The organism is Brachybacterium sp. AOP43-C2-M15, from assembly GCF_052446295.1.
Lineage (GTDB): Bacteria > Actinomycetota > Actinomycetes > Actinomycetales > Dermabacteraceae > Brachybacterium.
In genome coordinates, this window is the sequence record NZ_JBQSWB010000010.1 from 99,087 (window position 1) to 111,032 (window position 11,946).

Consider the following 11,946-nt stretch of genomic DNA (forward strand, 5'->3'; position numbering starts at 1 on the left):
GGCCCCACGCGTGACCAGCACGGATGACGGCAGATGACGGTGCGGTCCCAGATCGTGCAGCTGACCTGCACCAGTGGCCGTCGGAGGCCTACAGTCGACGCCATGCTGACCGACATCGCGCTCCGTGAGGCGTACTCCCACTTCCCGCAGGGGGTGGTCCTGGTCGCCGCCGAGATCGACGGGGTCCGACACGGCCTGGTCGCCTCGACGTTCACCGTGGGCGTCTCCCTGGACCCGCCCCTGGTCTCCCTCGCGGTGCAGCACAGCTCCCTCACCTGGCCGGTGCTGCAAGAGCACGGGCATCTCGGGGTGAGCGTGCTGGGGCGCGCGCAGGCCCCGATCGCGCGCCAGCTCGCGGCCTCGGATCGTGCACGACGCTTCGACGGGGTCGACGTCGCCGTCGACGAGCGCGGCGCCCTCACCCTGCGGCAGTCCCCGGCCCGGATGACCGTGCACCTGCACGACCGGATGCGGGCCGGGGACCATGACCTGGTGCTGCTCGAGGTGCTCTCGATCGACAGCATCCCCGAGGCGGAGGCGATGGTCTTCCACCGCAGCCGCTTCAAGGAGCTGGTCACGGAGGACCTGCCGGCCTGAGGCGTCGGCGGCTCAGTCCGTGGACGGGTCCGTGCCCGCCAGGCGGATCTGGCCGTACTTCACCGCGCCCCAGAAGTCGCCGCGCACGTAGCGCTGCTCGGGCTCCGTCACGAGGTCCCAGGGGCGGCGCACCCCGTTCTGGAGCGCCGCGGCGACCAGCCGCCGCCGCGACTGGCTCTGGAGCACGGACCGCTCGAGCTGCGCGAGGTCGTAGCGCGACTCGAGCGCGTCCCGCATCTCGCGGACCCGCTGTGCCTGCTCGGGGTCCGCGGCGGCGCTGCGCAGCTCCTGCGGGTCCGTCTCCAGGTCGAACAGCTGATCGGGATCCCCGGGGCAGAGCACGAGCTTGTACCGGCCGCGCACCAGGGTCAGCTGGGGCCTCTGCGTGCCCTCGGCGAGGTACTCGATGACGATGTCGCGGTCCTCGGGACCGTCCCGGCCGTCCAGCTCGCGGCGGGCCGTTTCCAGGAGGGAGCGCCCCGTCGTGGGTGGGGCCGGAGCGCCCGCGGCGGGCGTCGGCGCCCCCGAGAGCTCCACCAGGGTGGGCAGCAGGTCCAGCAGGGAGACCGGGTTCGCGAACCGCCCGCACGGGATCAGGTCTTCCGGACCGCGGAGGATCAGCGGCACGCGCGAGGACTGCTCGTAGGGCGACATCTTGAACCACAGCCCCTTCTCGCCCAGCATGTCGCCGTGGTCGCTGGTGACCAGGACCACGGTGTTCTCGGCGAGTCCCAGGGTCTCCAGGCGCTCCATGATCCGTCCCACCAGGTCGTCGATGTAGCTCACCGCGGCGTAGTAGGAGCGCCGGGCCCGGCGCACCTCCTCCGCGCTGGGGTCACGACGATCGAAGCCGCTCATGGCCCGCAGCCGGTGACTGTGGGGATCCTGCGCGGGGTCGGGGACCTCCGGATGCGCGGGCGCGGGGATGTCCACGTCCGCGAAGCGGTCCCAGTGCTCCTGCGGCGGCTCGTACGGATCATGAGGATGGATGAAGCTGGTGACCATGAGGAAGGGGATGTCCTCCCCTGCGGCCTGGTTCGCCCGCACCCGGTCGTGGAGGTGGCGCAGGGACATGAAGGCCACCTCGTCGTCGAAGTCCTGCTGCACCGTCGCCTGGGAGACGCCGGCCGAGAAGACCGCGTCGGCGTCGTGGTACCACTGCAGGCGGTCACCGAGATCGCGCCGCCAGTCGGGGACCATGTCCATGTCGGCCGGGTACACGTCGGTGGTCAGACGCTGCTCGAAGCCGTGATGCTGATCCGGGCCGATGAAGTGCATGCGTCCGACGAGCGCGGTGTGGTATCCCGCGGCACGCAGGTGGTGGGCGAAGGTCGGCAGGGAGGCTGCGAAGTCGTCGCCGTTGTCGTAGGTGTCGATGTCGGAGGGCATCCGCCCCGTCATCATCGACGCGCGGGACGGGGCGCACAGCGGGGTGGTGCAGTATGCCCTGTCGAAGACGGCGCCCTCGGCGGCGAGGGCGTCGATGTGCGGAGTGCGGGCGGCCGCATCACCGTAGGCGCCGAGCGCCTGGGCCGCCATCTGGTCGGCCTGGATGACGACGATGTTCGGTCTCATGGGAGGTGCACTGCTCCGTTCGTGTCGGGAGGTGGTGGGGCGCCGGGCGTCAGCGGGAGGCGGGGTGCTCGGGAGGCTCTCCCGGACCCTCAGGGCTCCCGACGGCGCCGTCCTCGTCCGCAGGAGATCCCCCGGTGAGGGGGACGACCTCGATCGCCCCCGTCTCGGGATTCCAGCCGTCGGCCCACTGCCCGGTCGCGAAGTCGTAGCCGACCGGCCGACCGTTCTCGTCGGTGCGCTGGTACCACTCGGTGAACTCCCCGTCGGTGGAGTCGACCGCGGCCCCCGCGCCCTCGCCCGGTTCCGTGCGGACCACCTGCAGGCTGAAGTCGTCGTCGAACCGGTCCACGCCGTCCACCACGGCGTTGTCGATCGCCGCCTCCGCGTACTGCTGGCGCAGGGTGAGGGGGTCGCTGCGCAGCTCCCGGAGCCAGGCGACGATGATCAGGAGCATCACCAGGGCGAAGGGCACCGCGGTGATGATCACCAGCGACTGCAGTCCCTGTAGCGCGGTCTCGCCGCCCAGCAGCAGCATCACCACCGCGATGCCGCCCATCACCAGACCCCAGAAGACGACGACCGGCTTGGGCGGGCTCTGGCTGCCCTGGGTGGTGAGGATGCCCATCACGACGGAGGCGGAGTCCGCGGCGGTGATGAAGAAGATCGCCAGGATGACCATGATCAGGATCGGGAGGAACTCCGCGAACGGCAGGTTCTCCACCATCGTGAACAGCACCTGGGCCGGGTTCACGGAGTCCATCTGGCCCAGGGAGCCGTCGCGGTACATCGAGATCGCGGTGCCGCCCATGATGCCGTAGGCCAGGAACAGCAGGGAGGAGGGGATGAGGATGACCCCGAGCACGAACTGGCGGATGGTGCGGCCGCGGGAGATGCGCGCGATGAAGACTCCCACGAAGGGCGACCAGGAGATCCACCAGGCCCAGTAGTAGACGGTCCAGGCGGACTGGAAGTCGAGGGTGTCCGCGCCCCAGGAGGACGAGCGCGCCATCAGCTCGAGCAGCGAGCCGAGGTATTCCATGACGGCCGAGGGGAGCAGGTTCAGCAGGAAGAGCGTGGGCCCCAGGATGAACAGTGCTCCGGCGAAGCCGATCGTGAGCACGATGTTCATGTTCGAGAGGTAGCGGATGCCGCGGGAGACGCCGGAGACCGCGGAGAGCACGAAGCCGATCGAGAGCACGGCGATGATCACGATCATCATGGTGTTGGTCAGCTGCGAGGCGCCGGAGACGATCACGAAGCCCTCGCCGATCTGCAGCACCGCGATGCCGAGCGCGGCGGCGGTGCCGAACAGGGTCGCGATGATCGCGAAGACGTCCACCAGCTGGCCCGCCCAGCCCTCGGAGTGCTTCTTGCCGAAGAGGCGCTCGAAGATCGAGGACATCAGCAGGGTGCGCCCGCGCCGATAGGCGGCGTAGGCCACGGCTCCGCCCACCAGCGCGTACATCGCCCAGGCGTGGAATCCCCAGTGGTAGTAGGTCTGCGCGAGCGCCCCGTGCAGCGCCTCGACGGACTCGGCCTCGTTGGTCAGCGGCGGCGGGGACAGGAAGTACGTCAGCGGCTCCGAGGGGCCCCAGAACATCACACCGATGCCGAGCCCGGCGGCGAACAGCATCGCCACCCACGAGAAGGTGGAGAACTCCGGGGTCTCCCCGTCCTTGCCCAGCGGGATCCGCCCGTACCGGGAGAAGGCCAGGATCAGCAGGGTGACCAGCACCACCGTGGCCACAGCGTTGAAGAGCCAGCCGAGGTGGGTCATGACCCACCCGTAGGCGGCGTTGGCGACCTCCCCGACGCTCGCCGGGTTGAGGACTCCCCAGATCACGAAGGCCACGGCGAGGATGCCGGCGACGCCGAACACGAACATGTCGACGCCGTAGCGACGGCGCTGCTCGTCGATGCCGATCCCCGGGACGAGGGCCGGGTGGATGTCATGGGGGTACTTCGGCCGCGAGTAGTCGATGCTCGCCAGCGGGTTCCCTGCCGGGCGTCCCCGGGACCCGCGTCGCTCGCCCCGTGCCTCCCAGGGCTTGGGCTTGGGGTCGGGCTCGTGCTCGTCCGTCATGTCGTGGCTCCGTTCGGGTGGGGCAGGAGGGCGCGTCTCGAACGGCGCCGGTCTGGGGCGGAGGGGTCGGTCAGGCAGCAGCCGTTCTCCGGCAGATGCAGGTCTCAGGCGGAGGCAGGTCTCAGGCGGAGGCAGGTCTCAGGCAGTGGCAGGGGTGCCCCTCTCGCTCCGGTCACGGCCGCGACGAGCGAGCTGCAGCGCGACGATGAGCAGTGCGAGCGCCATGCCGATGATCGACACGATGACCGAGGGGTAGACCATCAGCACACCACCGACGATCAGCACGGCGCGTTCGAGTCTGGTCGCGTCCCCGAAGAGGTACCCGGCCAGGCCGCTGGCGATGGCGACCATCCCCAGGACCACGGTGACCAGGGCCGGGATCAGATCGCTCACGGGGCCCTCGAGCAGCAGCGACGGCTCGAGGACGAACACGAAGGGGATGAGGAAGCCGGCGATCGCCAGCCGCAGCGCGGTCACACCGGTCTTCATCGGGTTGGAGCCGGCGATGCCGGACCCGGCGTAGGCGGCCAGGCAGACCGGCGGGGTGACGTCCGCGAGGATGCCGAAGAAGAACACGAACATGTGGGCCGCGATGACCGGCACGTCGAAGTTGTTGATCAGGATCGGCGCCGCGACGGTCGCGGTGACCACGTAGTTCGCGGTGGTCGGCAGGCCCATGCCCAGGATCAGGCAGACGATCATCGTCATCAGCAGCACCAGCAGGAAGTTGCCCTGGGCGATGTTGATGACGGCGTTGCCGAGCCGACCCCCCAGCCCGGTGCCGGTGACCGTGCCCGCCACGATGCCCGCGGTCGCGCAGGCCGCGATCACGGGCAGGGCGGTGCGGGCACCGGCCTCGAGGGTCTGGATGATGCCGAGCGGCGAGAGCCGGGTCGAGCGGCGCAGGAAGCTGAGGGCGAAGGCGACCGCCACGCCCCACAGTGCGGCGCGGGCGGGCGAGAAGCCGGAGAGCATCATCGAGACGATGATGATCAGCGGGAGCAGCAGGTCCAGCCGCAGCAGGATGCTCTTCCATCCGGGCAGCTGCGAGGAGGGCATGCCGGAGATCCGCATGCGCTTCGCCTCGAAGTGGACCGAGAGGAACACCCCCAGGAAGTAGAGGACCGCCGGGATGACCGCGATGATGATGATCTCGTTGTAGGGGATTCCGGTGTACTCGGCCATGATGAACGCCGCGGCGCCCATGATCGGGGGCATGATCTGACCGCCGGTGGAGGCGGTGGCCTCGGTGGCGCCCGCGAAATGGGGTCGGAAACCGGCCCGCTTCATCAGCGGGATCGTGAAGGAGCCCGAGGCCACGGTGTTGGCCACCGAGGAGCCGGAGATCATGCCCTGCAGGCCCGAGGCCGCGACCGCAGCCTTCGCGGGACCCCCGGTGAAGCGGCCGGTGAGCCGGAAGGCGAGGTCGTTGAAGAGAGTGCCGATGTTGGTGCGGATCAGCACGACCGCGAACAGCAGGAACAGGAAGATGAAGGTGGAGGAGACCTGGATCGGGGTGCCGAAGATCCCGCCCCTGGAGGTGAAGTAGGTGCCCACCGCGTAGCTCTGCCAGGACTGGCCGACGATCAGCGTGGAGTAGCCGATCGCGAGCGAGGCGATCACCACGATCGGCAGACCCACGCAGCGACGGGTCGCCTCGAGGGTGAGGACGATGCCGAGCGTCGCCACGACGTAGTCGATCGTGTCGAAGCCCATGATCTGCACCAGATTGCTGGTCAGGTGCGAGTACCGGACCACGATGTAGAGGTTGACCGCGAGCGCGACCACCGCGAGGACTGCATCCCACCAGGGGATGCCGATCTTCCCGCCGCGGCGCTCGACCCTCTTCCCCGCGGGATAGAGCAGGAAGATGAGCGACGCCGCCGCACCGAGGTGGATCGCGCCCTGGATCAGGGACGGACGCGATCCGAAGATGCCGGTGTACAGGTGGAACAGGGTGAGGGCGACCGACAGGCCGCCCACCACCCACGCCCACAGCCCGAGCTTCGTGCGGTACCGGCTGGCGGTGTCGTGCTCGCGCAGCACCTCCTCGGCCTGCGCCTCGGCCTCCTGCTGCGTCTGCTCGTCGACCTCGAGCGCCGGGACCGCTGGAGAGTCCTCGTGGTCCTCCGTGCTCATCTCAGAGGAGTCCCTCTTCCTCGTAGTACCTCTCGGCGCCCGGGTGCAGCGGGACGTCCCCCTGGCCCGAGAGCGCGAAGTCGTGGCCGATCAGGTCGCTCTGCGCCAGGGTGATCTCGTCGGCGTGCTCGAACGTCGCCTTGGTGATCTCGTAGGCGAGGTCCGGGCTGACCTGGGTGGTCGAGGCGACCAGCGCCGCCGCGACCGAGAGCGTCACCACCGGCTCCTCGAGGAAGTCGTAGGCATCGGGCTCGATCGTGTACACGTCGAAGAGGCTCTCCGCGGCCACCTGCTCGGCCTTGTCCTCATCGACCGAGACCAGGGCGACGTCGTTGGTCGCGGCGAGGTCTCCCAGGGCACCGGTGGGGGTGCCGACCACGAACACCGAGGCGTCGATGTTGTTGTCCCGGAGGAGGTCGAGCGAGCTGGCGAAGTCCTGCTCGAAGGGCTCGTAGTCGCCCTCGCCGATGTCGTAGGCGGCGAGGATGGCGTCGGAGACCGCACGGGTGCCCGAGCCGACGTCGCCCACGGCGATCCGCTTGCCCGCGAGGTCGGCCGGGTTCTCGATGCCGTTCCCGGCCAGGGTGACGATGTGGGCGGCCTCGGGGTAGAGCCCGGCGATCCAGCCGAGGTTGTCGACCTGGGCGCCCTCGAACTCGCCGGAGCCGGCCACCGCGGAGTTCGCGGTGTCGGACTGGACAATGCCGAGCTGCCACTCCTCCTGGAAGATCTTGCCGATGTTCTCCACCGAGGCGCCGGAATCGGTGTAGCTGACGGAGACGTCGTCGATGTTGGCCTCGTAGATGGCCGCGTACTCGCCGCCCAGCGGGTAGTACACGCCGCCGGTGCCGCCGGTGCCGAGGGTCAGATCGGTGACGAAGTCGCCCTCGTCCCCGCCGCCGTCGCCGCCGCCGTTCTCGCTGCCGCAGGCGGCGAGCAGTCCGAGGGCCGTCAGCGGGCCCAGTGTCGCGAAAGTCCGTCGTCGGATGGTCATGGTTGCTCCTCAGCAGCGCGATCGAGCGCGGTCGTGTGCTCCGGAACGGACCGACCGCACCGAGGGACCGGTCCGAGTGATGGGTGCCTCCCATCACAGCACACCTGTGCAGGTTCCTCCCCGCGTTATGGGCACCTGGAGGGCAACAGTGCGGTAACGGACTGTCCGGGCCCCGCGCCGACGGTCGCGCGGATCGGCGGCGCACGCCGGCCGCGCGGGTCAGCCGTGCAGGTCAGCCGCGCAGGTCAGCCGCGCAGGCCGGCGGCGACCTCCTCGAGCGCGTCGGCCGAGGCGCGCAGCCGGGCGAGCTCGTGCTCCGCGAAGGGCGTCTCGTGGATCGGGCGGGCGCCGCCGGCGTCGACGAGGCACGGCACGGACAGGGCCACGCCGTCGATGCCGTGGAAGTCGGAGAGGACGGTGGCCACGTTCAGGACCGCGTTCTCGTCGCCGAGGATCGCCTCGACGATGCGGGCGCTGGACAGCCCGATCGCGTGGTTCGTCGCGCCCTTGCCCCGGATGACCGTGTAGGCGGCATCGCGCACGTCCACCGCGATGCGATCGAGCTCGTCCAGGGTGAAGCGGGGCTCACCGTCCTCGCCCCTCCAGTCCAGGATCGGCACCGCGTTGAGGCGGGCGGCGGACCACAGCGGGAACTCGGTGTCCCCGTGCTCGCCGACGATCTGGGCGTGCACGCTCGTGGGCGCCACGCCCGTACGACGGGCGATCTCCCAGCGCAGGCGGGAGGAGTCCAGCAGCGTCCCGGAGGCGAACACGCGCTCGGCGGGCAGGCCGGAGGCCTCGTGGGCGAGCATCGTGAGCACGTCGCAGGGGTTGGTGACGATCACGAAGATCGCCTCGGGCGCGACCTCGAGCAGCTGCCGCATGAGCGAGCCGACGATCCCCGCGTTGGTGGCGGCCAGCTCGATCCGGGTCTGGCCCGGCTTCTGCTTGGCTCCGGCGGTGATGACCACGACGTGGGAGCCCTCGGCCACTGAGAGGTCGGAGCCGCCGCTGATGTCGCTCGCGGGGGTGAACAGGGTGCCGTGGGCGAGGTCCAGCACCTCGGCCTCGGTCCTGGCCGCGTCGATGTCGTAGAGGGCGACGTGGCGGGCGGAGCCGCGGATGAGGGAGGCGTAGGCGACGGAGGAGCCGACGGCGCCCGCCCCGACGACGGTGAGCTTCGAGTTCTCGATCATGCGGACACAGTACGGAGAGCTCCCGGCCCCGGGAAGGACGTTCCTCCCGTGACCTCGGGGCCCATCCCGCGTACTCTCGGAGGTCATACCCTCGATCGCGAGGCGCCGTGCGGTCCCGCCGGTGACCGGGAGACCCAGGGAGCCGATGATGCCCCGACACGAAGGCCGGACCTACGTCGTCACCGGAGCCGACGACGGCCATGGCGCGCTCGCGGCACGCACCCTCGCCGACCGCGGCGCGCGGGTGATCCGCTGCGGGCGGCGCCCTGACTGCGAGGTGCAGGTGGACCTGGTGGGCGACCTCGGCCGGGATCTGCTGGTCGCCGAGGTCGAGAAGCTCGCACCCGGCGGCGTCGACGGCCTGGTCCTCGCCGATGACGTCCTCTTCCCGGGCACCGACGCGGTCCACGTGAACTACTTCGGCACCCTCGCGGCCCTGGCCGGGCTGCGCCCCCTGCTGCGCCGTCGCACCTCGCCCCGGGTCGCGATCCTCTCCTCGTCCTCCTCCCTGGCGCCTGGCGAGGAGGACGTCATCGCCGCCTGCCTGCGCGGTGACGAGGAGGCTGCGCATCTCGCGGCCGAGCACGCGATCTCCGCCGGACGCGGCGACCGGGTGCACCGGTCCACGCACACGGCCTTGAACCGGTGGGTGCGCCAGTCGGCGACGACGGACGACTGGGCGGGCACGGGCGTGGTCCTGAACGTCATCGCGCCCGGGGTGGTCTCGGCGGAGGCGGAGGGCGCGGGGCGGCCCTCGCCGCCCCCCGACCGCGCCCGGGAGCGCCTGCTCGCCTCCGCGCTCCCCCAGCCCCTCGGCTTCCCAGGTCCCGAGCAGGCGGTCGCGGACGCGATCGCCTGGATGGTCAGCGAGGAGAACTCCTTCATGGCCGGGCAGATCGTGTTCGTCGACGGCGGATCCGACGCCGCGCTGCGGTCCGACGGGCCCTTCCGGGAGGGGGTCCGGTACGGGCCCACGGCGATGGGGCGGATGCTGTTCTGGGCGCTGCGCACCAAGGTGCCCCGCCCCGGGGACCGTCCGCGCCGATGACTGCCCGGGTCAGCGCTCGGAGACCTGTCCGCCCTCCACCTGCCAGCGGCGATCGGTGCGCACCGTCTCCAGCATGCGGCGGTCGTGGGTGACCAGCAGCAGGGTGCCCCGGTAGCTCTCGAGCGCCTGCTCGAGCTGCTCGATCGCGGGCAGGTCGAGGTGGTTGGTGGGCTCGTCGAGCACCAGCAGGTTCACGCCGCGGCCCTGCAGCAGGGCGAGCGCGGCGCGGGTGCGCTCCCCCGGGGACAGCTCGGCGGCGCTGCGGCCGACATGGTCCGCGCGCAGCCCGAACTTGGCCAGCAGGGTGCGCACGTCCGCCGGGATCGTCCCCGGCAGCTGCGCCTGGACGGCGTCGGCGAGCGGCGCTGCACCCGTGAACAGCGAGCGGGCCTGGTCGATCTCGCCGATCCGCACGCTCGCACCCAGCGAGGCGGAGCCCTCGTCGGCCGGCGTCTCACCGAGCAGGAGGCGCAGCAGGGTGGACTTGCCGGCGCCGTTGGGGCCCGTGATCCCGATGCGCTCTCCCGCGCCGACCTCGAGCGAGACCGGCCCGAGGGTGAAGTCGCCCTGCGACACGATCGCGCCGGAGAGGGTCGCGACCACGGAGCTCGAGCGCGGTGCGGCCCCGATGGTGAACTGCAGCTGCCACTCCTTGCGCGGCTCCTCGACCTCCTCGAGCTGCGCGATCCGGCTCTCCATCTGCCGCACCTTCCGGGCCTGCTTCTCGCTGGACTCGCTCTGGGCGCGGCGACGCACCTTGTCGTTGTCCGGTGACGTCCGCATCGCATTGCGCACGCCCTGACTGGACCATTCGCGCTGGGTGCGGGCGCGGGAGACGAGGTCCTCCTTCTTCTGCGCGAACTGCTCGTAGTGCTCTCGGGCGTGGCGGCGCACCGTCGCGCGCTCCTCGAGGTAGGCCTCGTAGCCGCCCCCGAAGAGCCGATGGGAGTGCTGGGCGAGGTCGAGCTCGAGCACCTCGGTGACGCAGCGCGCGAGGAACTCGCGGTCGTGGCTGACCAGCACCGCTCCCCCGCGCAGGCCCTGCACGAAGGTCTCCAGCCGGGCGAGGCCGTCGAGGTCGAGGTCGTTGGTGGGCTCGTCCAGCAGCACCAGGTCGAAGCGGGACAGCAGCAGCGCGGCGAGTCCCACCCGGGCGGCCTGACCGCCGGAGAGCGAGGTCATCGTGATCTGCTGGACCTCGCGGGGTCCGCAGGGGAGACCGAGGTCGGCGAGCACGACGGGCAGCCGCTCCTCGAGGTCGGCGGCGCCGCTGGCGAGCCAGCGGTCCAGTGCGGCGGCGTAGACGTCGGCCGGATCCGGCCCGCCGCGTGGCGCCTCGTGCTCGAGCGCGGTGGCGGCGGCGTCCATCGCGGCGGTCGCCCGGGCGCAGCCGGTGCGGCGGGCGACGTATGCGGCGACGGTCTCGCCCGGGACGCGCTCGTGCTCCTGGGGCAGCCAGCCGACGAAGGCGTCCGACGGGGAGAGCGTGAGGGCACCTTCCTGCGGGGCCTCGACCCCGGCGAGCAGGCGCAGCAGGGTGGACTTCCCGGCGCCGTTCGCGCCGACCACGCCGATCACGTCACCCGGGGCGACGGTGAGGTCGAGACCGTCGAACAGGGTGCGGTGGCCGTACCCTCCGGCAAGGCCGTGGGTGACGAGGGTGGCGGTCATCGGACCATCCTTCCACCTCGCGCGCCGGCGCCGCGACGCCTCGCACCGGAGGCCGGTCGGCGGTCGTCGGTCGGCGGGCAGCGGGCGGCGGTCGGCGGTCTGCGGTCGCAGGACCTCGTACGCAGGGCGGCTCGAGTGTCGTACACGTGTCGCATCATCTGCTCGTGCCCTCCTCCGTCGGAGTCGCGGCACCTCCTCGCGCGCCGACCCTCCCCGTCGGCGGCGGAGCCCGGCTCTGTGGAAGGACCCCTCATGCGCTTCACCCCTGGCCTCGCCGTCGCCTTCGGCGACTGGCTCGAGTGCGACCGCATCCGGCGAGATCTCGTCGCCGCGCGCCCCGAGATCGCCGCGTCGTCGCAGCTCGACCCGGAGCGCCCGCTGCTGCGCATACGCCGTCCCGACGGCGTCGTGGTCGTGGCGCGCAGGGGCGAGGAGGGCTCTCCCGCATGGCTCGTGGGCTCGTCCGCGTCTCCGGCACCGGTGCTCCGCGCGGCGGACACCCCGGAGGCCGCGGTGGCGCTGGCGCTCGATCTGCTGGCCCGCCCGGTCTCGGATCCGCCCCCGTCGCCGACGAGCGGGCAGGTCGCAGACGGGCAGGCGGCGGGCGGACGCCTCTGACGCGCCCCTCTGTCGTCAGGGCGAC

9 protein-coding genes are annotated in these 11,946 nt (G+C 71.3%); 3 read left to right on the forward strand and 6 right to left on the reverse strand.

Features of this window, described 5'->3' with window-relative positions; genetic code table 11:
* The first annotated feature begins 102 nt into the window (after positions 1 to 102).
* Positions 103 to 597 carry a flavin reductase family protein gene (locus tag ACT3SP_RS12585; protein ID WP_444587637.1) on the forward strand — a complete coding sequence of 165 codons (495 nt, stop codon included), beginning with the start codon at positions 103 to 105 and terminating at the stop codon, positions 595 to 597.
* Between the two features lie 12 nt (positions 598 to 609).
* On the opposite strand, the gene betC is transcribed toward ACT3SP_RS12585, so the two are convergent.
* The 5 genes from betC to ACT3SP_RS12610 all read right to left on the reverse strand — a co-directional run bounded on the left by betC (position 610) and on the right by ACT3SP_RS12610 (position 8,584).
* Positions 610 to 2,172, reverse strand: a complete 1,563-nt coding sequence (gene betC, locus ACT3SP_RS12590; RefSeq protein WP_444587638.1) for a choline-sulfatase — start codon at positions 2,170 to 2,172, stop codon at positions 610 to 612.
* Positions 2,173 to 2,221: 49 nt separating this feature from the next.
* On the reverse strand, positions 2,222 to 4,255 hold the full coding sequence (locus ACT3SP_RS12595; RefSeq protein WP_444587639.1) for a BCCT family transporter: 2,034 nt from the start codon (positions 4,253 to 4,255) through the stop codon (positions 2,222 to 2,224).
* A gap of 138 nt (positions 4,256 to 4,393) precedes the next feature.
* Entirely contained in the window at positions 4,394 to 6,394 is a 2,001-nt protein-coding gene (locus tag ACT3SP_RS12600; RefSeq protein ID WP_444587640.1) for a TRAP transporter permease, read from the reverse strand.
* 1 nt (position 6,395) lies between these two features.
* Positions 6,396 to 7,388: a TAXI family TRAP transporter solute-binding subunit gene (locus ACT3SP_RS12605; RefSeq protein ID WP_444587641.1), complete on the reverse strand. Its 993-nt coding sequence runs from the start codon at positions 7,386 to 7,388 to the stop codon at positions 6,396 to 6,398.
* 245 nt (positions 7,389 to 7,633) lie between these two features.
* Positions 7,634 to 8,584, reverse strand: a complete 951-nt coding sequence (locus ACT3SP_RS12610; protein WP_444587642.1) for an L-lactate dehydrogenase — start codon at positions 8,582 to 8,584, stop codon at positions 7,634 to 7,636.
* 148 nt (positions 8,585 to 8,732) lie between these two features.
* Between ACT3SP_RS12610 and ACT3SP_RS12615 the strand changes: the two genes are divergently transcribed.
* Positions 8,733 to 9,632 carry an SDR family oxidoreductase gene (locus ACT3SP_RS12615; protein ID WP_444587643.1) on the forward strand — a complete coding sequence of 300 codons (900 nt, stop codon included), beginning with the start codon at positions 8,733 to 8,735 and terminating at the stop codon, positions 9,630 to 9,632.
* A gap of 9 nt (positions 9,633 to 9,641) precedes the next feature.
* On the opposite strand, the gene ACT3SP_RS12620 is transcribed toward ACT3SP_RS12615, so the two are convergent.
* Complete coding sequence (locus ACT3SP_RS12620) at positions 9,642 to 11,303, reverse strand: ABC-F family ATP-binding cassette domain-containing protein (protein ID WP_444587644.1); 1,662 nt, start codon at positions 11,301 to 11,303, stop codon at positions 9,642 to 9,644.
* Positions 11,304 to 11,555: 252 nt separating this feature from the next.
* Between ACT3SP_RS12620 and ACT3SP_RS12625 the strand changes: the two genes are divergently transcribed.
* A complete protein-coding gene (locus ACT3SP_RS12625) occupies positions 11,556 to 11,921 on the forward strand; it encodes a hypothetical protein (RefSeq protein WP_444587645.1) in 366 nt (121 codons plus the stop codon).
* Positions 11,922 to 11,946: the final 25 nt, after the last annotated feature.